Origin of the sequence: Streptomyces sp. NPDC007084, from assembly GCF_040703595.1 — a bacterium.
GTDB lineage: Bacteria > Actinomycetota > Actinomycetes > Streptomycetales > Streptomycetaceae > Streptomyces.
Genome location: NZ_JBEYFY010000002.1, coordinates 231,865 through 253,065, shown reverse-complemented (window position 1 = coordinate 253,065; position 21,201 = coordinate 231,865). Strand labels below are relative to the sequence as shown.

Annotated in this window: 20 protein-coding genes and 1 tRNA gene; 16 read left to right on the top strand and 5 right to left on the bottom strand. The window is 72.5% G+C overall.

Annotated elements, in window-relative coordinates:
- Window positions 1-114 precede the first annotated feature (114 nt).
- The 10 genes from AB0912_RS03050 to AB0912_RS03005 all read left to right on the top strand — a co-directional run bounded on the left by AB0912_RS03050 (window position 115) and on the right by AB0912_RS03005 (window position 8,330).
- Complete coding sequence (locus tag AB0912_RS03050) at window positions 115-1,116, top strand: phosphatase PAP2 family protein (RefSeq protein ID WP_366696102.1); 1,002 nt, start codon at window positions 115-117, stop codon at window positions 1,114-1,116.
- Window positions 1,067-2,266 (top strand): hypothetical protein, encoded by a 1,200-nt coding sequence (locus AB0912_RS03045; RefSeq protein ID WP_366696282.1) that lies wholly within the window; start codon window positions 1,067-1,069, stop codon window positions 2,264-2,266. The genes AB0912_RS03050 and AB0912_RS03045 overlap by 50 nt, the downstream gene beginning before the upstream one ends.
- A complete protein-coding gene (locus tag AB0912_RS03040) occupies window positions 2,257-3,849 on the top strand; it encodes a hypothetical protein (protein WP_366696100.1) in 1,593 nt (530 codons plus the stop codon). The genes AB0912_RS03045 and AB0912_RS03040 overlap by 10 nt, the downstream gene beginning before the upstream one ends.
- Window positions 3,846-5,180 (top strand): AAA domain-containing protein, encoded by a 1,335-nt coding sequence (locus AB0912_RS03035; protein WP_366696098.1) that lies wholly within the window; start codon window positions 3,846-3,848, stop codon window positions 5,178-5,180. The genes AB0912_RS03040 and AB0912_RS03035 overlap by 4 nt, the downstream gene beginning before the upstream one ends.
- 134 nt (window positions 5,181-5,314) lie before the next feature.
- Complete coding sequence (locus tag AB0912_RS03030; RefSeq protein ID WP_366696096.1) at window positions 5,315-5,692, top strand: hypothetical protein; 378 nt, start codon at window positions 5,315-5,317, stop codon at window positions 5,690-5,692.
- Window positions 5,693-5,925: 233 nt separating this feature from the next.
- The gene (locus AB0912_RS03025) at window positions 5,926-6,666 is read left to right on the top strand and encodes a hypothetical protein (RefSeq protein ID WP_366696094.1); all 741 of its coding nucleotides are present in this window, start codon (window positions 5,926-5,928) and stop codon (window positions 6,664-6,666) included.
- Window positions 6,657-6,730, top strand: a tRNA-Lys gene (locus tag AB0912_RS03020). Before AB0912_RS03025 ends, AB0912_RS03020 begins: the two co-directional genes overlap by 10 nt.
- A 448-nt stretch (window positions 6,731-7,178) precedes the next feature.
- Window positions 7,179-7,409 carry a hypothetical protein gene (locus tag AB0912_RS03015; protein WP_366696092.1) on the top strand — a complete coding sequence of 77 codons (231 nt, stop codon included), beginning with the start codon at window positions 7,179-7,181 and terminating at the stop codon, window positions 7,407-7,409.
- A gap of 451 nt (window positions 7,410-7,860) precedes the next feature.
- Window positions 7,861-8,127, top strand: coding sequence for a hypothetical protein (locus AB0912_RS03010; RefSeq protein WP_366696090.1), 267 nt, complete (start codon window positions 7,861-7,863; stop codon window positions 8,125-8,127).
- Between the two features lie 77 nt (window positions 8,128-8,204).
- Window positions 8,205-8,330 (top strand): hypothetical protein, encoded by a 126-nt coding sequence (locus AB0912_RS03005; RefSeq protein WP_366696088.1) that lies wholly within the window; start codon window positions 8,205-8,207, stop codon window positions 8,328-8,330.
- Between the two features lie 68 nt (window positions 8,331-8,398).
- Here the strand turns inward: AB0912_RS03005 and AB0912_RS03000 are convergent, their stop codons facing one another.
- A complete protein-coding gene (locus AB0912_RS03000) occupies window positions 8,399-9,946 on the bottom strand; it encodes a M6 family metalloprotease domain-containing protein (RefSeq protein WP_366696086.1) in 1,548 nt (515 codons plus the stop codon).
- A gap of 322 nt (window positions 9,947-10,268) precedes the next feature.
- Here AB0912_RS03000 and AB0912_RS02995 point away from each other — a divergent pair, with 322 nt between their 5' ends.
- The gene (locus AB0912_RS02995) at window positions 10,269-12,263 is read left to right on the top strand and encodes an EAL domain-containing protein (RefSeq protein WP_366696084.1); all 1,995 of its coding nucleotides are present in this window, start codon (window positions 10,269-10,271) and stop codon (window positions 12,261-12,263) included.
- A 188-nt stretch (window positions 12,264-12,451) separates the two neighbouring features.
- On the opposite strand, the gene AB0912_RS02990 is transcribed toward AB0912_RS02995, so the two are convergent.
- The 3 genes from AB0912_RS02990 to AB0912_RS02980 all read right to left on the bottom strand — a co-directional run bounded on the left by AB0912_RS02990 (window position 12,452) and on the right by AB0912_RS02980 (window position 15,329).
- On the bottom strand, window positions 12,452-13,567 hold the full coding sequence (locus AB0912_RS02990) for an LLM class flavin-dependent oxidoreductase (RefSeq protein WP_366696082.1): 1,116 nt from the start codon (window positions 13,565-13,567) through the stop codon (window positions 12,452-12,454).
- Window positions 13,568-13,821: 254 nt separating this feature from the next.
- Entirely contained in the window at window positions 13,822-14,553 is a 732-nt protein-coding gene (locus tag AB0912_RS02985; RefSeq protein ID WP_366696080.1) for a decarboxylase, read from the bottom strand.
- Window positions 14,550-15,329 carry an aspartate/glutamate racemase family protein gene (locus AB0912_RS02980; protein ID WP_366696078.1) on the bottom strand — a complete coding sequence of 260 codons (780 nt, stop codon included), beginning with the start codon at window positions 15,327-15,329 and terminating at the stop codon, window positions 14,550-14,552. The genes AB0912_RS02985 and AB0912_RS02980 overlap by 4 nt, the downstream gene beginning before the upstream one ends.
- A 204-nt stretch (window positions 15,330-15,533) precedes the next feature.
- Here AB0912_RS02980 and AB0912_RS02975 point away from each other — a divergent pair, with 204 nt between their 5' ends.
- Window positions 15,534-16,520: a D-2-hydroxyacid dehydrogenase gene (locus AB0912_RS02975; RefSeq protein ID WP_366696076.1), complete on the top strand. Its 987-nt coding sequence runs from the start codon at window positions 15,534-15,536 to the stop codon at window positions 16,518-16,520.
- Window positions 16,521-16,538: 18 nt separating this feature from the next.
- Window positions 16,539-17,951, top strand: coding sequence for an amidase (locus AB0912_RS02970; RefSeq protein ID WP_366696074.1), 1,413 nt, complete (start codon window positions 16,539-16,541; stop codon window positions 17,949-17,951).
- A 304-nt stretch (window positions 17,952-18,255) separates the two neighbouring features.
- Here the strand turns inward: AB0912_RS02970 and AB0912_RS02965 are convergent, their stop codons facing one another.
- Entirely contained in the window at window positions 18,256-18,750 is a 495-nt protein-coding gene (locus tag AB0912_RS02965) for a DUF3830 family protein (protein WP_366696072.1), read from the bottom strand.
- A gap of 97 nt (window positions 18,751-18,847) precedes the next feature.
- Here AB0912_RS02965 and ehuB point away from each other — a divergent pair, with 97 nt between their 5' ends.
- From ehuB to ehuD, 3 genes are read left to right on the top strand one after another with little or no spacing between them, the layout of a single operon-like run.
- A complete protein-coding gene (ehuB, locus tag AB0912_RS02960) occupies window positions 18,848-19,780 on the top strand; it encodes an ectoine/hydroxyectoine ABC transporter substrate-binding protein EhuB (protein ID WP_366696070.1) in 933 nt (310 codons plus the stop codon).
- Complete coding sequence (gene ehuC, locus AB0912_RS02955; protein WP_366696068.1) at window positions 19,777-20,526, top strand: ectoine/hydroxyectoine ABC transporter permease subunit EhuC; 750 nt, start codon at window positions 19,777-19,779, stop codon at window positions 20,524-20,526. The genes ehuB and ehuC overlap by 4 nt, the downstream gene beginning before the upstream one ends.
- Complete coding sequence (gene ehuD, locus AB0912_RS02950; protein ID WP_366696066.1) at window positions 20,523-21,173, top strand: ectoine/hydroxyectoine ABC transporter permease subunit EhuD; 651 nt, start codon at window positions 20,523-20,525, stop codon at window positions 21,171-21,173. Before ehuC ends, ehuD begins: the two co-directional genes overlap by 4 nt.
- Window positions 21,174-21,201: the final 28 nt, after the last annotated feature.

The window sequence follows — 21,201 nt, the reverse complement described above, 5'->3', positions numbered from 1 at the left end:
CGTAAAATCCCATGTGGCCACAGATCGCCGTCGCCAGACTGCAGACTGTCGGGTCACGGCCGACAGACTGGTCACCAGCAGACGGACCACGAGCAGATGGGGGAGGGCGATCGGATGCCGCGGACCGATGCACCGCGTACGGAGGCGGCGCCAGGCGCCCGACCGCGCCGCAAGACGGAGCCGCGCGAGTCCTCGGCCACGCCGGGCCGGCTCCGCTGGTGGACCGAGCTGCCGCTGATCGTCCTGGTGTACGCGTGCTACTCCGCGGGCCGGCTGCTCGCGCGCGGGGACACCTCCGGCGCCGTCGACCACGGCCTGGCGATCCTGCGCGTCGAGAAGCTGCTCCGTCTCAACGCCGAGCACCCGCTGAACCGGCTGTTCACCCGGGAGGCCTGGCTGGGCGTGCCCGCCGACTTCTGGTACGCGTCGCTGCACTACCTGGTGACGCCGGCGATCCTCGTCTGGCTGTTCCGCTCCCGGGCCGTGCGCTACCGGGCGGCCCGCACCTGGCTGATGACGTCCACGTTCATCGGCCTGATCGGCTTCACACTGCTGCCGACGTGCCCGCCCCGGCTGCTGTCGCCGGGGCACGGCTTCGTCGACACGATGGCCCAGTACAGCTCGTACGGCTGGTGGGGCGGCGAGGCGAGCGCGCCGCGCGGGCTGGGCGGCATGACCAACCAGTACGCGGCGATGCCGAGCCTGCACGTGGGCTGGGCGCTGTGGTGCGGTGTGATGCTGTGGCGCCACGGCCGTACGCCCGCCGCGAAGGTGGCCGGGGTCGGCTATCCGCTGCTCACCACGATCGTCGTGATGGGCACCGCCAACCATTACTTCCTGGACGCCGTCGCGGGCGCCGCGGTGATGGGCGTCGGCCTGCTGCTGACCCCGTTCGTGACGCGGGCGGCGAACCGGGTGTGGTCGCTCTTCGAGGGCCGTGTCCCGTGGGTCGCGGGGGTCGCGCGGGGCGAGGGTTCCGCGATTGTCAGTGCGGGGTGCCAGACTTCCCCGGGTGAACGCATTCCCCGACAGCGCGAGTCCCGATCCGGACCGGGAGCCGAGCCGGGTGCCTCTTCCGCGGACGCGGGGGACGGCGCTGCGGCAGCGGCTCGCTGAGCTGCGCGGTCCGGGCGTCCCGGCGAAGGCGCTGGACGCGCGGGCCCTCGCGGCGCTGGCCACCAACCCCGGGTGCGACCGGCGGGCGCTGCTGGACGGCGCGGGGGTCGACAAGGCGAGGCTGGCGGGCGCGCTGGGCGCCCCGTCCGCGTTCGGCCAGTCCCAGTTCGCCTTCATGCGGGGCAACGCGTTCGAGGCCCGGGTCAAGGCCGACGGCGGCGCGGAGCTGCTGCGGCTGGTGCACGAGAAGCTCGACCCCGGCGCCGAGCCGCCCGGTTCCGGCGCGGTTCCCGATCTGAGCGCGGTCGGCCCCGAGGGGCGCGCGGCGCGTACGGCGCTGGCCCTGCGGGAAGCCACCGTGGCCGGCGGCTGGACGCTGCTCGACCATCCGATGCTCGCCCTGGACGTCGCGGGTTCCGCCGCCTTCCTGGAGCCGGACGCGGTGGTCGTGCACCCCGACGGCGGCTGGACGGTCGTGGAGATCAAGTCGTTCCCGATGCTGGACGGTTCGGCCGACCCGGCGAAGGTGGGCGCCGCCGCCCGGCAGTCCGCGGTGTACGTCCTCGCGCTGGAGGAGGTCGCGGCCCGCCTCGACCCGGCCCCCGAGGTCCGTCACCGCGTCCTGCTGGTCTGCCCGAAGGACTTCTCCAACCTCCCGGCCGCCTCGGCGGTCGACGTGCGCAAGCAGCGCGCGGTCACCCGCAGGCAGCTCGCCCGGCTGACCCGGGTCGAGGACATCGCGGCGGCCCTCCCCGAGGGCAGCCGCTTCTCCCCCGACCTCCCGGCCGAGGAGCTGATCACGGCCGTCGAGGCGGTCCCCGCGACGTACGCGCCCGAGTGCCTGTCCGCCTGCGAGCTGGCCTTCCACTGCCGGGCCCGCTCCCGCGCGGGAGGCGCGGTGACGTCCCTGGGCCGCTCCCTGCGCGCCGAGCTGGGCGGCCTGACGACGGTCACGGAGGTACTGGCGGCGGCCCACGGAGAGGCAGGCGACCCGACGGACCCGGCCGTCGCCGCACTCCGCAGAGCAGCGGAACTACGAACAGAGGCACTGGCGACCCGAGCCTTCGGGGACCCGGGGGGTTCCGTCCCGGCGCGGGTGCCGGCGGCGGCGACCTCGGAAGACGGACGGGAGGCGAGCGCATGTCGCTGATCTCGACGCTGGCCCGGCTGGAGGCCGTGGAGAGCGGGCGGGCGCAGGTCGCCGCGACCGTGCTGCACCGGCATCTCGTGGAACGGCCGCTGGTGTTCGTGCCGTTGACCACCGCGGGTGAGGCCGGGGCGCCGCTCGGCGCGCTCGTCGGTACCGACCGGGACGCGCCGCGGCTGCTGGTCGTGCCGCAGCCCCGCGACCGCGACCTGCGGTTCGCGTTCCTCGCCGAGCTGGCGGACATCGTCCTGCCGTACATCGACTCCTACGCGGACGTGGTGGAGGCGGCCGAGCGCAGCGACACCGACCCGGAGACCGGCAAGCGCGTCAAGGTCGAGGTCGAACTGTGCGCGGACGCACCGCAGTTGATCGTGCCGGGCCGGGCCGGCATCGAGTTCGTCCGCCTCCTCGGGCGCTCCACCCGGTTCCGCCGCACCGCCGAGCAGGACCCCGAGACACCGCATCCGGCGCCGCCCCGGGTGCCGTTGGCCGGGCGCTGGCTCACCCACTTCGGGGAGCGGGCCCGGGTGCCCGGCTCCGCGCTGCTCCTCGCCCTCACCGACGTGCTGTCCCGGCACTGGGCCACCGGCCAGAGCAGCCTGGAGGACCAGCACCTCGGGGCGCTGCTCGCCTGGATCGACCCGCCCGAGGGCGAGCCCGGCGCCGAGGCCGCGATCCGCGCCGAGCTGGAGCGGGACGGCCGGGGCCAGCTCGTGTGCCCGCCCGCCGGACCCGCCACCGACCCCGCCTTCGACAACCAGCTCCTCGCCCCCGCCATCGAGCGCTACGACCGCGCGCGGACGGCCCTCGCCGCCGCCGAGGACGGCATCGAGGCGGACGACCGGCTCGGTGAGCTGACCGCGGCCGAGCACCGGATCCGCGATCTCGTCGCGAGCGTCACCCGGCCCACCTGGGACGCGGTGTGGCGGGGCCTCGACCTGCTGCGCACGCTCCCGGAGGGGGCGCACGCCGCCGACCGGTGGACCCGCGACCGCTGGTCGTTCACCGGGCACCGCGACCGGGTGGCGGCGGGCGAACCCCCGCAGCCGCGCCGGGACGACGCGGTCACCGCGGCGAACAAGCTGGCCACACGCGAGCGGGAGCAGGCGCGGCTGGAGGCGCAGGAGGCGCTGGACGACCCGCTGGTCATGGCGGGCCGGCGGCTCGCCGGGGAGGCGTTCGCGGGTGAGGTCACCGAGGTCGTGATGGCGTACAGCGAGGGCAAGCGGCCGAGTCCCCGCCCGCTGGTCACCGTGCGCACGGCCGACCGGCCGCATCTCGGCGAGCGGGCGAAGGTGTACCGCTCGCTGGGCGGCAAGCCGCAGTGCGCGGAGTTCGTGGGGTACGACGACGGCTCCGCCGTGGTGCTGCGGATCACCGACAAGATGGGGCGCGGCAAGGAGCCCGAGCCGGGGTCCGTGCCGGAGAAGGGCGACCTCGTCTGCTTCACGCTCTTCGAGCACGAGCAGCGCGGTGGCGCGAAGCTGCCCGACCCGGAGGAGACGCCGTGGACGCACGGCGGGCCGCCGGGTGAGCCGGACGCCCTGCCGCTGCCGGACCCGGTGACCGAGGAGGACGTCCTGTGACCGCCGTCTTCGACCCGGGTGCCGAGGCCGCCCGCGCCACCGACGCGATCCTCCACGACACGCTGCACGGCACCGACCGCGGCGTGGTGGTCGACTCCCCGCCGGGCGCCGGGAAGTCGACCCTCGTGGTCCGGGCCGCGCTCGAACTGGCTTCGGCGGGGCGCCCGTTGATGGTCATCGCGCAGACCAACGCGCAGGTGGACGACCTGGTGCTGCGGATCGCCGAGAAGGCCCCGGAGCTGCCGGTGGGCCGGCTGCACAGCTCCGACTCCGACGCCTACGACAAGGCGCTCGACGCCCTGGACCAGGTCCGTACGTCGACGAAGGCGGCCGACCTCGCGGGGCTGGACGTGGTCGTCTCGACGGCCGCGAAGTGGGCCCACGTCAAGGGGGTCGAGCCCTGGCGGCACGCGATCGTGGACGAGGCGTACCAGATGCGTTCGGACGCGCTGCTGGCCGTCGCGGGGCTCTTCGAGCGGGCCCTGTTCGTGGGCGATCCGGGCCAGTTGGACCCGTTCGCCATCGTCGGCTCGGAGCAGTGGGCGGGGCTGTCGTACGACCCGTCCGCGTCCGCCGTCACCACCCTGCTCGCGCACAACCCGCACCTGCCGCAGCACCGGCTTCCGGTGTCCTGGCGGCTGCCCGCGTCGGCGGCGCCGCTCGTCTCGGACGCCTTCTACCCGTACACGCCGTTCCGCAGCGGCACCGGGCACGGCGACCGGCGGCTCGACTTCGGTGTCCCGTCGGACGGTTCGGGGACCGACCGGGTCATCGACGAGGCGGCGGCGACCGGTTGGGGCCTGCTCCAGCTCCCCGCCCGGCACACCCCGCGCACGGACCCGGAGGCGGTACGGGCGGTGGCCGAGGTCGTACGGCGGCTGCTGGACCGGGGCGGGGCGGCCACCTCGGAGCGGTCGCCGGAGCCGGTGCCGCTGACCGCCGACCGGATCGCCGTCGGCACCGCGCACCGGGACCAGGCCGCGGCCGTGCGGGCGGCGCTGACATCCCTCGGCGTCGCGGACGTCACCGTCGACACGGCGAACCGGCTCCAGGGACGGGAGTTCGACGTCACGGTGGTGCTGCATCCGCTGTCGGGGCGGCCGGACGCCACGGCGTTCCACCTGGAGACCGGGCGGCTGTGCGTGCTCGCCTCCCGGCACCGGCACGCCTGCGTCGTGGTGTGCCGGGAGGGGGTGGACGGGCTGCTGGACGACCACCCCTCGACCGAGCCGGTCCAGCTGGGCGTCACGGTGAAGTTCCCGGACGGCTGGGAGGCCAACCACTCCGTGTTGTCCCACCTGGAGGAGCATCGGGTGACCTGGGGTTCTTGAACCCCGGCGCGAGAGGCGCGTCCGGACGCCGGTGGGCCATTCGCGCCGCCAGGGGCCCACTTGCGCCGCGGGGGGACAATGGACGGTGGCCCTCTTCCGAGAGGGGCACCTGAACCGTACGAGGAGGAGAAGACATGGCGGAGCCCACGCCGCGTCACCACGAACCGCGGCTACGCCCCGCGCCCCTGCTCTTCGAGCCCGCGGAAGCCGCCGGGGACCCGGAGCACTTCTTCGACCTGGAGTCGATAGACGATCCGCGCGCGCTGCTCGACCGGGCCACGGAGCTGGCGCAGGCGTTCCGCGCCGCGGCGGACCGGGCGGTCGAGTTCCAGGCCATCGCGGCGGCCCAGCTCGCCGACCCGCGCCGCTTCGACCGGCTGACCTCGGCCGAGATCGCCGGGCGGGCCGAGTGGACCGAGGACTACGCGAAGAAGATGGTCGAGTTCGGCCGCGATCTGCTCTCCGGCACGGAGAACACGGGCCACGGCCACGGAGCCGCCGACATCCTCTGACTCGCCCCGCCAACCCTGCTCCGGCCGGCCCCGCTCCGGCCAGCCCCGCCCCGGCCAGCCCCGCTCCGGCCGGCTCTGCGGCCAACCCGGGCCTCGCCCGGCCTGGGCGTCGCCCGGCCCGGCACATTCCTGGCATATGCCAGCCGGGCAAGATACTCCCCCCTCCCCGTTCCTGTCCCGGTTTCCGGGAACCCTTCGGGGTCAGGTGGTCACGGGGGGTAGATGTAGGCGGCATGAGCAGCACTCGGAACCCGGTAAGCAGTAGTTCCCACCGAGCCGGAACACCGCTGGTCGAGTGGCGGGATGTTTCGGGGGTCACCTCCGAGGGGGCCGCCTGGCTCGCCTCGGCGGGCACGTATCCGCGCAGCACGCTCACCCTGTGGGCGGAACGGCCCGACGCCCCGGTCGTACTGCCGTGCGGCAGCGCCTTCGACGTCGTCAGCGCGCCGGCGCTGTTCGGACGACGGATGCTCGACCGCCTCTGGGACGACGGGCCCGGCTCCGGCCCGGTGGCGGCCTACCGGGGGCGGATACTGCTGTTCGCCGCCCCCGGCACCGCCCAGCGGCTGCCGTCGCTGATGCGCTGGGAGGAATGGGGCTCCCGGAGCACCGACGGCCGGGAAGACGACACGGGCGGAGGGAGCGGCGCAGGCGGCGGGGGCGGCGCGGAGCGAGCGTCCGACCGGGGCGTGGGCCGCTGCCGTGAGGTGCCGCCGCTGCTCTGCCACGGCACCGGGGACGCGGTGACCGTTCCTGCGCTCGCCGCGCCCGGGACCACGACGGACGCCGACCGGTCCGACACGCGCTGGCTGGTCGCCCCCGACACCCGTCAGCCCTGGCTCCCGGGGCCCGAGATCCTGCTCTGGGCGGCCGTCCGGGCGGCCCGCGCGGCGGTGTCGGCGGCGGTGCGGATATCGATTTTTCCTCCCGCCGATCAGGATGCTAAGGTCTACGACGTCAGCAGGCGCCGCTAGCTCAGTTGGTTAGAGCAGCTGACTCTTAATCAGCGGGTCCGGGGTTCGAGTCCCTGGCGGCGCACAGTCTGTGACCAAAGGCATCCTTCTCTTCAGAAGGATGCCTTTGGTCGTTTTAGAGGTCGGATGTCGGCAAGAGGTAACGGCGCCCTCATCCGGCCGCACGGCGGACAGCCTGGGGCTCGTCGCTGCCCGCCCGCAAAGTGGCCGGCTCCGGGCCCGAGCGATGCGCCGCCCCGGTTCCCTCAGCCCAAGAGACCGAGCGTCGGCGGGGTGGCCGGTGAAGAGGCGCTGGAATTCCAACCGACCGCCCGTTTGGTATAGGCCTCTTTCTCACGCAATGTGATCCCGGCCACGTGAGCGGATTGCTGCCGACTGCACGCAAGTCATTCATCAGGACTTTCCTTTGTGACCCACGGGTACATGATCCATTGCGTCAACTTTGCGAAAACCAGCGCGACTTCACCGTGACACAATCCGGCCATGACCACTCGGGGACAAGGAGTGCTGCCATGACCCAAGCGAGGGCGATCATCATCGGGGCTGTCATCGCGGCGGTCGCCGCGATCGTCGCAGCTCTCCTCACCGGCCTCCTTGGAGGCTCCTCGAAGACCAACGCTTGCAAGAATGATCGACAGACCGTTCAGAACTGCGGCGAGAGCAACCAGATCAACATCGGCCCATCGGCAGCCACGCCATCGCCGTCGGCTCCCACCGAGGGCAACAGTGCGACTGGCAACTAGGGCCAGCACATCGGCGGCCTACCTGGTGGCAGCTTGCCTGGCTGCCACCGGCCTCGCGGCCTGCACCCAAAACTCCTGTCAGCACACGTACAACTGCGGCGACCACAACACGTACACGAAGCAGGACGGCGGCCCCGGGCCCACGCCGGCGCCCTCGCACCCGAGTTCCACTGCCCCACCGACTCCTACGGATACGGACCTTCCGGATGACATCACGCCGTCCGAAACCGCACCTCTGATACCGAGCCGTCGCCCCCTTACAGAACTCACGGCAGTCCAGCGGTCCCCGTCGGACACCAAGGTAGATGAGCCGGCGGTTGTCAAAGGCCAGACGTATGACCACAGCATCACGTTCGTCTGCGACTGGTACTGCAACACCGGACAGGGAGACAAGCCGGAAAGCGTCGTTTCATTCAACCTCGGCGGCCGGTATCGGACGCTCACAATAAGAATGGCGGTGCTCGACTCAAGTCCTGACGACAACGAGAAGGGCACCTTCGAGGTGTACTTCGACAGCCAATCAAAGGGCATCTGGCATGTGACGTTTGGACAACCAGCAGAGAAAACCCTGCCAGTCGCCGGGGTCAACCGGGTCAGGCTCGTGGCTTATCGTCCCGGAACCGTGGCAAACCCCATGCTGGCCGGGGCGAACGCTGCCGGAGGAACCGAGAACGTGCTACCGCACCTGGCATGGCTCAGCCCTGAACTGCGACGTTGACACCTCCTCGCAGCCCGATCGCAGACCTTGCCGACAGGCCGAAGACGGTTCCGTCGGCGGACCAGACCAGCATCTTTGTGCCATTCGAACCGGCCAAGGACGCAGCACCGCGAGCCGAGATCACCTCCTGCGTCGCCACCCCGATGGTCGTGCCGACGGGGATGATCGCAGCGCTGAACGATCCGGAACCGCCCCTCATGTAGCCGGTGACGCCAGAAGACTGCCGACCAGCGAGAACGAACGGCTCCGAACCCGCTGGGCACCATCCCGCTCAGCCCGTCGTGATCTTGACCGTCAACGCGCCCGATGCCGCCCGGTCCTCCACGTCCACCCGTACGCGCTCGCCCGGCACCGTGAAGCTCTCGCCCAGGCTCACCGGGGCGTCCGCCAGGGGCGGGTAGACCGAGTCCTCCCAGCAGCCCTCGGTGTGCGGGTGGGCGTCGAGGACCTGGATGGGGCCGCCGCCCGACTCCGTGCCGCTGCGCACCCGGTAGACGAGAACCCCCTGTGTGCAGGTCGAGCCGTCGTTGCCCACCGAGCCGCGCGCCTCGAAGGCCAGGGCGCTGCCGGGGCCCGTCGGGACGACCGCCAGCTTGGTGCCGCGCCCCACTCCGAACGTCCGCGACCCCGGCAGGGCCGCCACCCCCAGCGCCCCGGGCTCGGCGTCGACGGGAGCCTTGTCGTCCACCGTCCCCGCCGCTCCCACCGGCCCCGGCGTTCCCACCGTTCCCACCGCTCCCGCCGCTCCTGTCGGCTCCGTCGACTCCGTCGGTTCCGTCGGCTCCGGGGAGCCCCCGGGACGCCCCGCACGCCCCGAGCCCGCCGAACCCGTCGCCGCTCCGTCCGGCCCCGCCGCCCCGGCCGGTCCCGTGCCCAGCGGTTCCAGGGTCAGACGGGTGGTGCCGGAGCCCCGTACGCACGCCACCTGGTTCGGTTCCAGCCAGCCCAGCCGCCACTTGTGCCAGCCGAAGAGGTCGGGCGCGAGGCCGAACTGGCTGCCCATGAGGTCCCAGTCGCCGACGTAGGTGTCCCAGTCGCCCTTGCCGTCCTCGGGGCGGTGGTAGAGATCGGGCAGGTCGAAGACGTGGCCGGTCTCGTGCGCGAGGACCAGCCGGTCCGGCGGGTGCTTCTCGAAGACCGTGACGACCCGCCGGATGTCCGTGCCGTCCGCGCGCAGCGGGGTGTCCAGGTTGACGACCTTCGTGGCGTCCGAGTCGACGCCCGGCGCGTCCGGGTCGGCGACGAAGTAGACGACGTCGTAGCGCGAGAAGTCGACCCGCGGGTCCGCCACCGCGAGGGCGTCCCGCAGATAGGCGGCCCGGTCGGCGGCGTTCCAGTCGCGCTGTATGGCGTACGAGGTGGAGGCGTGCGGCATCTGGATCCAGTCGCGCTGGGGATGCGGGCGGACCGTGAACTTGCCGTAGGAGGCGCGTTCGAAGAAACGGCTGGTCGCGGGGAAGTAGTCGCCGGTCAGCTCGGCCGGGGTGGTGCGCGGGGCGGAGTCCGGGAAGGACAGGAACACCATCACGGCGTCGAGCGGGCGGGTGGGGCGCACATAGGCGGAGTTCCAGGTGTCGACGCCCTCCGAGTGGTGCGCCTCGGTCCGCGTCAGGGCGCAGGGGTCCACGAGCGGCTCGGCGAGGGCGGGGCCCGGCACCAGCGAGGTCGCCGCGAGCGCGGTCATCGAGGTGAACGCCGCCGCCGTACTGCGCCAACGGGGCACTCCGTCGCGGGTGAGACCGCGCAGGGTTCCACGGGTGAGAACCCCCAGGGGGAGCGGACGCGGCACGTCGACCTCCGGATGCGGATTTCGGGACACCGCACCCAGACTGTGTTGATTTGTATTACTTCGCCCTGTTTGTCTGCACCAGAAGAGTGAGAGGCCTTCCGGGCCGACACCCCCGAACACTCACGGAACGTCACATGCGATCGGCGAGGGAAGGAACCCGTCCAGATGCAGGCAGAAACGATCTGTCAGAACGGGTGGTTGTTCCGGGACACTGGACAGAGGCTGCACCGTCCCGAGAGCAGCCTCTATGATCGGCACACTTTCCTGCACCGACACGGCTTGTGCGGCCGCCCAGTCCGGCCGACCACCCGAGAGACCCATACGAAGAACGACTGCACTGCGGGAGCGAGCGGTGAGCGGAACGTCCGAAGGGCCGGCGCCCGCGGGAGACCTCGTCCGGCCGACCGTCACAGAGCGTCACATCGACACGTCTTCTCGTACGTCCACCGGGTCGTCCCCCGGGTCACCTCCCGGGCCTCCTCCCGGCGCGACCTCACTCGGCGCGGCCTCCCCCGGCGCGACCTCCCTCGACGCGTCCGCCCCGGCGGCGGCCCCCGCGCCTCCCGCGTCACCGGGCGCTCTCACCGATCCGCCGGTTCCCGACGGCACGTCACCCCGCGCCTTCCAGGCGGCCTTCGCCACCGCGCCCCTCGCGATGGCCGTCGTCGACCGCGACGGCACGGTCGTCACCGCGAACGAGTCGCTGGGCGCCCTGCTGGGCGTCGACTCCCGGTCGTTCGCCGGGCGGTCCGCCTCCGAGCTGGTGGACCTGGCCTCCGACGTCCGGACCTGGCACGCCTACCGCGAGGTGCTGCGCGGCCGGCAGGCCCGGCTGCGCTGCACCCGCCGGCTCAAGCACCCCGACGGGCACTCGTTGTGGGTGCAGATCACGGTCACCCCGCTGCCCCCGCAGGAGCAGGCGGTCCTGGTGTCGGTCGCCGACATCGGTCCCCGGCGTGAACTCCAGGCGCGGCTACGGCACTTGCAGATGCACGACCCGGTGACCCGGCTGCCCAACCGCACCCTGTTCTTCGAGCGCCTGACGGCGGCCCTGGAGGCGGAGGCGTACGAGGAGGGCGGCACCGGCCGGATCGGGCTCTGCTATCTGGACCTCGACGGCTTCAAGGCGGTCAACGACACCCTCGGCCACCGGGTCGGGGACCGGCTGCTCGCGGCCGTCGCGGAACGGCTGACGCGCTGCGCCGACGAGGCGGGGCAGACCCGCGCCGCCGCTCCCCTGGTGGCCCGGCTCGGCGGGGACGAGTTCGCGCTGCTGGTCGAGGACTCCACCGGCACCGAGCAGTTGGCGGATCTCGCCGAGTCCGTACTAAAGGCGCTCCAGGCGCCGTTCGACCTGTCGGGCCAGCGGCTGTCGCTGTCGGCGTCGATCGGGGTCGTCGAGCGGCGCGCCACCGGGACGACCGCGACCGGTCTGATGCAGGCCGCGGACACCACGCTGTACTGGGCGAAGGCCGACGGCAAGGGCCGCTGGACGCTCTTCGACCCGGAGCGCAACGCGCACCGCATGACCCGCCAGGCCCTGTCGTCCACCCTGCGCGCGGCCATCGAACGCGGTGAATTCGCCCTGGAGTACCAGCCGTTGGTGGGTATGGAGGACGGCGGGGTGCACGGGGTGGAGGCGCTGGTGCGCTGGAACCACCCGCGGTTCGGCATGCTGACGCCGAATCGGTTCATCGGACTGGCCGAGGAGGACGGCTCGATCGTGCAGCTCGGCCGCTGGGTGCTGGCCACCGCCTGCCGGCAGGCCCGGCGCTGGCAGGTGGACCATCCGGACGCCCCGCCGCTCTTCGTCAGCGTCAACGTGGCCGTACGGCAGGTGTGGGACTCCGATCTGGTCGCCGATGTGGCGGAGATCCTGGCGGAGACCGGACTCGCCCCGCATCTGCTCCAGTTGGAGCTGACCGAGTCGGCGGTGATGGGCTCGGCGGGCCGCCCGCTCCAGGCCCTCCAGGCGCTCAGCGACATGGGTGTGCGCATCGCGATCGACGACTTCGGCACCGGCTACTCGAACCTCGCCTACCTCAGCCGGCTCCCGGTGTCCGTGCTGAAGCTGGACGGCTCCTTCGTCCGCGGCTTCCAGTACGAGAACGCCGACGGGACCTCCGCCCACCCCAACCCCGCCGACGAGGTGATCGTCGAGGCGCTCATCCAGCTCGCGCACCGGCTGGGGCTGACGGTGACCGCGGAGTGCGTGGAGACCGCGTCGCAGGCGTCCCGGCTGCGCGGGATCGGCTGCGACACCGGCCAGGGGTGGCTTTACTCCCGGCCGGTGGCGCCGGATCTCATCTCCGAACTGCTGACCTCGGGCGCCTGCCCGCTGACCTGAACGGCCGGTCCGCCGACCTGAGCCGCCGGTCCGCCGACCTGAGCCCGCCGGTCCGCCGGTCCACCAACCTGAGCCCGCCGGTCCGCCGGTCCGCCGATCTGAGCCCGCCGGTCCGCCGACCCGGGCGGCCGGTCCGGATCGTGTTCCGGGCGCCGGGCGCGTTCCCGGCCCCGGCGGCCCGGGTTCCCTCAGGCGTCGGCGGGCTGGTCCTTCCGGAACCCGTAGGCGTCCGCGATGAGTTCGTACGAGCGCAGGCGTACGTCTCCGCCGTGCGCGTTGCCCGTGATCATCAACTCGTCGGCCCCGGTGCGCTTCTGGAGGTCGTCCAGTCCTGCGCGGACCTCGTCGGCGGTGCCGTGGATGACGTTGCTGTTCCAGGAGTCGATGAACTCCCGCTCCATCGGGCTGAATTCGTAGGCCTCGGCCTCTTCCGGCGTCGGGACGAGTCCCGGGCGGCCGGTGCGCAGGCGGACCATGTTCAGCGCGGCGGCCAGCACTTGGCGGCGGGCCTCCCGCTCGTCGTCCGTGGCCAGCGCGGAGACGCCGATGAGGGCGTAGGGGGCGTCGAGGACCTCGCTCGGCCGGAACGACTCGCGGTAGAGGTCGAGCGCCGGGATGGTGTTCTGCGCCGAGAAGTGGTGGGCGAAGGCGAAGGGCAGGCCGAGCACTCCGGCGAGGCGGGCGCTGAAGCCGGACGAGCCCAGCAGCCAGACCGGCGGCCGGTGCGGGGACTGGACCCCGCCGGGCGAGGTGGCCTGGACGGGTCCCGGGACGGCGTGGATGCGCGCGTACGGGTGGCCGTCGGGGAAGTCGTCGTCCAGGAAGCGGGTGAGTTCCGCCAGCTGCTCGGGGAAGTCGTCGGCGCCTTCGTTGAGCCGCTGGGTGCGGCGCAGCGCGGCGGCCGTGGCGCCGTCCGTGCCGGGGGCGCGGCCGAGGCCGAGGTCGATACGGCCCGGGGCCATCGCCTCCAGCGTGCCGAACTGCTCCGCGATGACCAGCGGGGCGTGGTTGGGGAGCATCACTCCGCCCGAGCCGAGCCGGATGCGGGAGGTGTGGGCGGCCAGGTGGGCGAGGATCACCGCGGGTGAGGAGCTGGCGACGCCAGGCATGGAGTGGTGTTCGGCCACCCAGTAGCGGTGGAAGCCGCGGGATTCCGCGAGGCGGGCGATCTCCACGCTGGTGCGCAGGGCGTCGGTCGCTGTGCGGCCGGCTCCTACGGTGACCAGGTCCAGGACGGAGAGGGGGACGGGGGCGGTGCCCTGTGTCGTGCCTCGGATCTCGTCCGTTTCGGCCTTCTCGTCCACCGGGGTGCCTCCTGTTGCCGCGCGATCGTTTCCTCGCGGTCCTTAACAGGAGGGGGGGTCCGTTTATTCCTCCGGTCTCGCGGGTGCCGCCCCGGCGGGGGCGGGCGGGGAAGGCGGGTTTCGCCCCCTCCGCCCCTGCCCGTCCCGTACCTGGGGCTCCGCCCCGGACCCCGCTCCTCAAACGCCGGAGGGGCTGAGTCGTCGCCGGCGCCGGAGGGGCTGAAACATCGCAAGCGCCGGAAGGGCTGCGACCGTCACGCCTGGACGATCGGTTCCCTGGTGAAGAGGGCGCCCAGTTGAGGGGCGTTCACTCGGCGGTCCGTGAGGCGGAGGGCTTCCCAGACCGAGACCTGGTTGGCGGTGAGGACCGGCTTGCCGAGTTCCTTCTCCAGGTCCGGGAGGTGGGACACCGTGTGCAGGGCGGTGTCCGGGAGGAGGACCGCCTCGGCGTCCGGGCGGTCCGCCGCGCGGGCCAGCGCGAGGACCTGGTCGTACTCCCAGGTGCCGACCTCGGCGGCGGTGACGATCCCGGAGGCGCTCACCGCGACCACCTCGGCGCCCGCTTCCTTGAGGAACGCGGCGAAGAGCGCGGCCACGTCCTCGGGGTAGGTCGCGCCGATCGCCACCCGGTGCACGCCGATCTCCTGGAGGGCGTGCTCGAAGGCGAAGGACGTCGAGGAGGCGGGGAGGCCGGCCGCGCGCGCGAGGCCGCGGACCTGTTCGTGGGCGCCCTGCCGGCCGTGCACGAAGCCGCCGCTGGTGCACGCCCAGACCACGGCCTCCGCGCCGGACAGGCGCAACTCCTCGACACCCGCCTCCAGGCGTTCCGCCGAGCCCATCTCCAGCAGGGCGTCCACCCGGTGGGCGTCCTCCCCGATGTCCGTGTGGACGACGGTCAGCCGGACGTCGCTGCCGAGCAACTGCTCCACGCGCGGGTAGTCGTCCTCGGCCGAGTGGCCGGGGTAGAGGAATCCGAGTGCGGTCATGCCCAACCTACCTGTTCTTCCGGCAGTACCGGGCCCCGGCGGGCGGCCGGATCGACCAGCCGCTGATAGGGGCCCACCGCTCGGGTACCCAGTTGGCGCAGTGCCGCCCACATCGTCACCTGGTTGGCCGAGATCACCGGGATCCGCAGCTCGGCCTCCAGTTGCGGGATGACGTCGTACGTCGGGAGGTTGGTGCAGCTGATGAAGAGGGCATCCGCCGGGCCGCGCGCCGCCCGCCGGGCCATGTCGGCGACCTCGCGGTAGGGGACCTTCCAGATGTGCCGGGTCAGGCCCATGAAGGCGCGGTCGGTGACGGTGATGCCGGCCTCGGCGAGGTACTCCTCCAGGGACTGGGTGACGGAGACGGTGTACGGGGTGACCAGGGCGATCCGGCGGGCGCCGAGTTCCGTGAGGGCGTCGAGGAGGGCGCCGGAGGTGGTGAGGGAGGGCAGCGCGCCCGCCCGGGTCATCGCCTCGCACATCGCCTTCTCGCCGGCGAGCCCGCCGACGAAGCTGCCGGAGGCGCAGGCGTACGCGACGACCTCGGGCGCGACCGCGTTCAGCGCGCGGACCGCGTCGCCGAGGGTCTCGTGCTCGGAGACCAGCCGGGCCAGGTCGAGACTGACCTCGACCGGCACGAACGGGGTGCGGGTCAGATGCAGGGAGACCTCGGCCGGCACCCAGCGCCACAGCTCCCGGTCGAGGGCGAAGTCGAACGGGGCGACCACGCCGACCCCGCGCTGCGGATGCGGACCGCCGAGAAAGGAGACGTCCATGGCTGACACCGGCCTCACGGAGGGAAACAGGCGGGCAACGGACCGTGTGCGGGCCCGTGTTGACGAAGGTAGGTTCGGGTGCGAGCGTGGTCAATCCGCGCATCTCAGACGACTTCGACCCCTGTACGCCCGCACGCCGTCCCGGTCGTTCCGGCTCAGGACACCTCAGAGAAGCGGACTCGCATTGCGAAACGGTTTCCCCCGATGAACGCCCGTATGTCCCCCGCGCCGTCCTCCCCCGCCTCCGCCGGGACCACCCTGCTCGTGCTGGACGCCGATCCGCCGCCCCGGCTCGGCCGGCTCACCGGCCGCGTGCGCGTCGAGCACGCCGACGACACGACGCTCGCGGAGAAGCTGCCGCACGCGGACGCGCTGCTGGTGTGGGACTTCACCTCGCACGCGGTGCGCCGCGCCTGGCCGGGCGAGGGACCGCGCCCCCGCTGGGTGCACACCGCGAGCGCCGGCGTGGACCATCTGATGTGCCCCGAACTCGCCGCCTCCGAAACGGTGGTGACCAACGCGCGCGGGGTGTTCGACCAGCCGATCGCCGAGTACGTGGCGGCGCTGGTGCTCGCCATGGCCAAGGACCTGCCGCGCACCCTGGACCTCCAGCGCGAGCGGGAGTGGCGGCACCGCGAGTCGCGGCGGGTGGCCGGGACCCGGGCCTGCGTGGTGGGTTCGGGCCCGATCGGGCGGGCGATCGCGCGCACGCTGAAGGCGCTGGACATCACCACCGCGCTGGTCGGCCGCACCCCGCGCACCGGGATTCACGGACCGGCGGAGCTGGACCGGCTGATGGCCCGCGCGGACTGGGTGGTGTGTGCCGCGCCGCTCACCGCCGAGACCCGGGGCATGTTCGACGCGCGGCGCTTCGGGATGATGCAGCCCTCGGCGCGGTTCGTCAACGTGGGGCGCGGGCAGCTCGTGGTCGAGGCGGCGCTCGCCGACGCGCTGTCGAAGCGCTGGATCGCGGGCGCGGCGCTCGATGTCTTCGAGCACGAACCGCTGGGTCCCGACAGCCCGTTGTGGCGGGTCCCGGATCTGATCGTGTCGCCGCACATGAGCGGTGACACGGTCGGCTGGCGGGACGAACTGAGCGCCCAGTTCCTGGAGTTGTTCGACCGCTGGGCGGCGGGCCGGCCGCTGCGGAACGTGGTCGACAAGGAGCGTGGGTACGTACCCGGTCACTGACCTGACGTGGAGGGGCCGATGTCGGAACTCACCGGACTGACCGCCGTACAACTCGTCGACGGGTACCGCAAGGGCGAATTCGGCCCCGAGGAGGTGACGCGCGCCGCCTTGGAGCGGGCCGGGCAAGCGCAGCCGGCCGTCAACGCGTTCGTGCGGCTCCTCGCGGACGACGCCCTGGCCCGGGCCCGCGCGTCGGCGGACCGCTGGCGGCGCGGGGAGCCGGCGGGCCTGCTGGACGGGGTGCCCGTCACGGTGAAGGACATCCTGCCGTTGCGCGGGTATCCGACGCTGCGCGGCTCCAAGGCCGTGAGCGAGCAAGGGCGTTGGGCGGAGGACGCGCCCGCGGTGGCCCGGCTGCGCGAGCACGGCGCGGTGTTCCTCGGCAAGACGACGACGCCCGAGTTCGGATGGAAGGGCGTCACGGACTCCCCGCTGTCGGGCGTGACCCGCAATCCGTACGACCTCACGCGCACCGCGGGCGGCTCCAGCGGGGGCAGCGCGGCGGCCGTGGCGCTCGGCGCGGGCCCGCTGTCGCTCGGCACGGACGGCGGGGGCAGCGTGCGCATCCCGGCCGCGTTCTGCGGGATCTTCGGGCTGAAGCCGACGTACGGGAGGGTGCCGCTGTATCCGGCGAGCGCGTTCGGGACGCTCGCGCACGTGGGGCCGATGGCCCGGGACGCGGCGGACGCGGCGCTGCTGCTCGATGTGATCGGCGCGCCGGACGCCCGCGACTGGTCCGCGCTCGGACCGGCGGGCGGCTCCTTCGTGGACGCCCTCGGCGGCGGGGTGCGCGGGCTGCGGGTCGCCTACTCGCCGGCCTTCGGCGGGCAGGTCGCGGTGGCCCCGGCGGTCGCGGCGGCGGTACGGCGGGCGGTGGAGCGGCTGGCCGGTCTCGGCGCGCATGTCACCGAGGCCGACCCGGACTTCACCGATCCGGTGGAGGCCTTCCACACCCTGTGGTTCAGCGGGGCGGCCCGGGTGACCCAGTCGCTCGGCCCGGAGCGGGTGGCCCTGCTCGACCCGGGGCTGCGGGAGATCCGCGACCGGGGCGCCCGTTACAGCGCGCTGGAGTATCTCGCCGCGACGGACGTGCGGATGGCGCTGGGCCGCCGAATGGGCCTGTTCCACACGGAGTACGACGTGCTGGTGACCCCGGCCCTGCCGCTGACGGCGTTCACGGCGGGCGTCGAGGTCCCGCCCCGTTCGGGCCGGCGCCGCTGGACGGGCTGGACTCCGTTCACGTACCCCTTCAACCTGACGCAGCAGCCCGCGGCGACGGTGCCGGTCGGGGTGGACGGCGAGGGGCTGCCCGTCGGACTCCAGATCGTCGCGGCCCGGCACCGGGACGACCTCGTCCTGCGGACGGCGCACGCGCTGTACGAGGCGGGGGCGGCCGGGGTGACACCACCGGAGGTCCCGCTCCTCCCGTAGCGGCAGCGGCGGTCCCGGCTTCCCGGCGACACCGGCGGCTCCGCTTTCCCCAGCGGGCGGGGGCGGCACCGGCACAGGCCCCTGGCGACCCGGGGGGGGCGGCACAGGCACAGGCACAGGCCCCCGGCGGCCCGGGGGGGCTGCACCGGCGCAGGACCCCAGCAGTGGGGGGCGGGCGGCGGGGAAGCGGGGCGCCGGGGCGCCGGCGCGGAACGCCCGCTGCTGGTGCCGCTGCCGGTGCCGCCACCGGTGCGCCACGGGTCTCGCGTGCCTCAAGCCACCTGCGCCACAGCCCACTTGCTCCTCAAGCCCGTCGGAAGCTGAGCGTCTCCCCCGCCGCGCCGGTCCGCCACAGGTCGTTGCAGGCCTCGGCCATCCGGTCGAGGCCGTCCACGATCTGGCCCCAGACGATGCCCGGGACCCAGCCCACGTCCCCGTTCAGGAGCAGGTTGTTGCGTTCGTAGAAGAGCGCGAGGTCGACCACGGTCGTGCCGGGGCGGACGTCGGCGTCGTAGCCGTAGGCCTTGGTGCCCAGTTCCGTTCCCGCGAACGCGAAATAGCAGAGGTCTCCCGGAATAGGGGTAACTGTCGGATTTTCCAGGGGTGGCTCGGATTTCGCGAAAGGGGGGAAGAGTCCGTAGATCTCATTGCGCGCGTATTTCGCGTGATAGACGTCGCCGCTCAGCGGAAGGGCGTTCCAGACCGCCGCGCAGGTGATCGGCGCGCGGTCGTCGAGGAGTTTCGCGGTGCAGTGGACATCGCGCTTGACCAGCGAGACTTCGATGAATCGATCAGCCATGCGTTCCATGGTCCCCCCGGGGTCAAGTACACCGGCCCGGCGGACGGGGCCGAAATCGGTCCGCATACTCCGCGTGATCTCGGGTAGCGGCGCGCCCATGGCTCCACCATTTGGGAAAGCACGTGGAAATGACCGCGCACACGACAGACACCCGCCCCGGACCACCACGCGCCGATCGCTGCTCGCGGGGGTCGCGGCGCTCGGTGCGCTGGGTGCCGCCGGGTGCAGCCGGGTGGACACCGCGGACGCGACGGACGGCGGTGACCTCCTCGACCGGCTGAGGGCACAGGGCGTGGTCCGGCTCGGCATCGCGGGCGAGATCCCGTTCGGGTACATCGACCGGGACGGCCGGCTCACCGGAGAGGCACCGGAACTGGCCAAGGCCGTCTTCAAGCGGCTCGGCGTCGACCGGGTGCAGCCGGTGCCGACCGAGTTCGGCTCGCTCATACCCGGACTCAACTCACAGCAGTTCGACGTCGTGTCCGCCGGGATGTACATCAACGCCGAGCGGTGCGCGCAGGTCATCTTCGCCGACCCGGACTACCAGATGCTCGACGCGTTCATCGTGCGCAAGGGCAACCCGAAGGGCCTGCACGACTACCAGGACGTCGTGGCGAAGAAGGCCAGGTTCGCGACGGGCACGGGCTACGCGGAGATCCAGTACGCGGTCGAGGCCGGGTACAAGGAGAGCGAGATCCTGATCGTGCCCGACCAGGTCGCCGGTCTGAACGCCGTCGAGGCGGGCCGGGCCGACGTCTTCGCCGGGACCGCGGTGACCGTCCGCGAGGTGGTGCGGAAGTCCCGTAGGACCGAGAGCACGAAACCCTTCGCACCCCTGGTCAAGGGCAAGCCGCACGTCGACGGCGGCGGCTTCGCGTTCCGTTCGCCGGAGACGCGGCTGCGGGACGCCTTCAACACCGAGCTGCGGAAGATGAAGAAGAGCGGCGAAGTCCTGCGCATCCTGCGGCCGTTCGGCTTCACCGAGGCCGAGATGACCGGTCTGACCGCGAAGGAGCTCTGTCGCGGATGACATCAGGACTCTGGGAACTCGTCCTCGAAGGCGTCTGGGTCACCGTCCAACTGCTGTTCTTCAGCGCCCTGCTGGCCGGAGCCATGTCCTTCGTCGCGGGCATCGCGCGGACCTCGCGGCGGTGGATCGTCCGCTTCCTCGCGGGCTTCTACACCGAGGTGTTCCGCGGCACCTCCGCCCTGATCATGATCTTCTGGGTGTACTTCGTGCTGCCGCTCGCCTTCGGCTGGCAGCTCGTCCCGCTGTGGGCGGGCACCCTGGCGCTGGGGCTGACGTACGGCGCGTACGGCTCGGAGATCGTGCGCGGCGCGCTGAACGCGGTCGACCCGGCGCAGCGTGAGGGCGGGATCGCGCTCAGCTTCACGCACTGGCAGCGGATGCGGCTGATCCTGCTGCCGCAGGCCGTGCCGGAGATGATCCCGCCGTTCAGCAACCTGCTGGTGGAGCTGCTGAAGGGCACGGCGCTGGTCTCCGTGATGGGCATGGGTGATCTGACGTTCAGCGCCAACCTGGTGCGGCTCGCGCTCCAGCAGAGCGCGGAGATCTACACGTATGTGCTGCTGATCTACTTCGTCATCGCCTTCCTGCTCACCCGCCTGATGCGCGGTCTGGAGAAGCGGCTGAAGGCCGGGATCGGCAAGGAGCCGGACGGCATGGCGAAGCGCGAACTGAAGCGGGCCGGAGCGACCGGCGTGGGCGCGGGTGCCGGTGCCGGTGCCGGTGCCGCGGGCGGGGGTGCCTCATGACCTGGGACTGGAACGCCGTCGGCGACTTCATGCCGCACTTCTGGGACGGCCTGCTGGTCACCCTGGAGGCGCTGGCCCTCGGCTCGGTGATCTCCTTCGCGCTCGGTCTGGTGTGGGCGCTGCTGATGCGCGCGCCGACGCGCTGGGTGCGCTGGCCGGTCGGGGCGGTCACCGAGTTCGTCCGCAACACCCCGCTGCTGGTGCAGCTCTTCTTCCTCTTCTACGTGCTGCCCGAGTGGGACATCACCTTCTCCGCGCTGACCACCGGGGTCATCGCGATCGGGCTGCACTACTCGACGTACACGATGCAGGTCTACCGGGCCGGTATCGAGGGCGTGCCCGCCGGCCAGTGGGAGGCGGCCACGGCGCTGAGCCTGCCCGTGCGGCGCACCTGGACGGCGGTGATCCTGCCGCAGGCGATCCGCCGTGTGCTGCCGGCGCTCGGCAACTACGTCATCTCGATGCTCAAGGACACCCCGCTGCTGATGACGATCACCGTGCTGGAGATGCTCGGGGAGGCGCGGCTGTACTCGCAGCAGCACTTCCGGTTCACCGAGCCGCTCACGGTCATCGGCGTGGCCTTCATCCTCATTTCCTACCCGGCTTCCCTGCTGCTGCGAGCCCTGGAGCGACGCCTTGTCCGCTGACCCGAACACCGGAACCGGTCCCCTGAAG

Bases quoted from the DNA above. Each gene is read 5' to 3' on its own strand.
- AB0912_RS03050 (WP_366696102.1), top strand. From the start codon at position 115: ATGCCGCGGACCGATGCACCGCGTACGGAGGCGGCGCCAGGCGCCCGA.
- AB0912_RS03040 (WP_366696100.1), top strand. From the start codon at position 2,257: ATGTCGCTGATCTCGACGCTGGCCCGGCTGGAGGCCGTGGAGAGCGGG.
- AB0912_RS03030 (WP_366696096.1), top strand. From the start codon at position 5,315: ATGGCGGAGCCCACGCCGCGTCACCACGAACCGCGGCTACGCCCCGCG.
- AB0912_RS03025 (WP_366696094.1), top strand. From the start codon at position 5,926: ATGAGCAGCACTCGGAACCCGGTAAGCAGTAGTTCCCACCGAGCCGGA.
- AB0912_RS03015 (WP_366696092.1), top strand. From the start codon at position 7,179: ATGACCCAAGCGAGGGCGATCATCATCGGGGCTGTCATCGCGGCGGTC.
- AB0912_RS03010 (WP_366696090.1), top strand. From the start codon at position 7,861: ATGGCGGTGCTCGACTCAAGTCCTGACGACAACGAGAAGGGCACCTTC.
- AB0912_RS02985 (WP_366696080.1), bottom strand. From the start codon at position 14,553: ATGACCGCACTCGGATTCCTCTACCCCGGCCACTCGGCCGAGGACGAC.
- AB0912_RS02980 (WP_366696078.1), bottom strand. From the start codon at position 15,329: ATGGACGTCTCCTTTCTCGGCGGTCCGCATCCGCAGCGCGGGGTCGGC.
- AB0912_RS02975 (WP_366696076.1), top strand. From the start codon at position 15,534: ATGAACGCCCGTATGTCCCCCGCGCCGTCCTCCCCCGCCTCCGCCGGG.
- AB0912_RS02970 (WP_366696074.1), top strand. From the start codon at position 16,539: ATGTCGGAACTCACCGGACTGACCGCCGTACAACTCGTCGACGGGTAC.
- AB0912_RS02965 (WP_366696072.1), bottom strand. From the start codon at position 18,750: ATGGCTGATCGATTCATCGAAGTCTCGCTGGTCAAGCGCGATGTCCAC.
- ehuB (WP_366696070.1), top strand. From the start codon at position 18,848: ATGGCTCCACCATTTGGGAAAGCACGTGGAAATGACCGCGCACACGAC.
- ehuC (WP_366696068.1), top strand. From the start codon at position 19,777: ATGACATCAGGACTCTGGGAACTCGTCCTCGAAGGCGTCTGGGTCACC.
- ehuD (WP_366696066.1), top strand. From the start codon at position 20,523: ATGACCTGGGACTGGAACGCCGTCGGCGACTTCATGCCGCACTTCTGG.